A 497-nucleotide genomic window follows, 5' to 3' on the forward strand; every position below is an offset into this window, starting at 1 on the left:
AGAAATACAACATGCTGTTTTTAGTATGAAGTATTTAGATGATATTGATAGTGACGAAATCTGTAAGCAATTAAACATAACTGCGTCTAACTATTGGGTATTAATTCACAGGGCTAAAACGCAATTGCGTAGCTGTCTTGAAAAAAATTGGTTTACTAAGTAAAATGTGATGTATGATTAGTTGTAAAGAGGCTACAGATTTTATTTCAAAAAAAGAAGAAAAATTTTATCGCTTATTTAAAGAACGTTGCTTTTGATTGTGTTGTTTTTCAAAAGCGGGGTGCAAAAATAAGAGGAGTTTTATTACTGCCAAATCTTTTTTGAAAAAAGATTTTACTAATGACTTGAAACCTTTTGCTACAAAGGATTTAAAGGTAAATATTTTTTTAATTACAATGTATTGCAGGGTTTTAAAAATTAACGCTTGAAAGAAATAACCCCTGTGCTGGTGCACTGAAATCTGTATTGCTGCAATCTTTAGATTTGATTATTTCAGT

General features: G+C 29.6%; 1 protein-coding gene. It reads left to right on the plus strand.

Annotation, left to right across the window (positions count from 1 at the left end):
- Positions 1-4: 4 nt before the first annotated feature.
- Positions 5-163 carry a sigma factor-like helix-turn-helix DNA-binding protein gene (locus tag E3E36_RS13725; protein ID WP_369334054.1) on the plus strand — a complete coding sequence of 53 codons (159 nt, stop codon included), beginning with the start codon at positions 5-7 and terminating at the stop codon, positions 161-163.
- Positions 164-497: the final 334 nt, after the last annotated feature.

The organism is Thermococcus sp. M36 (genome assembly GCF_012027355.1).
GTDB lineage: Archaea > Methanobacteriota_B > Thermococci > Thermococcales > Thermococcaceae > Thermococcus.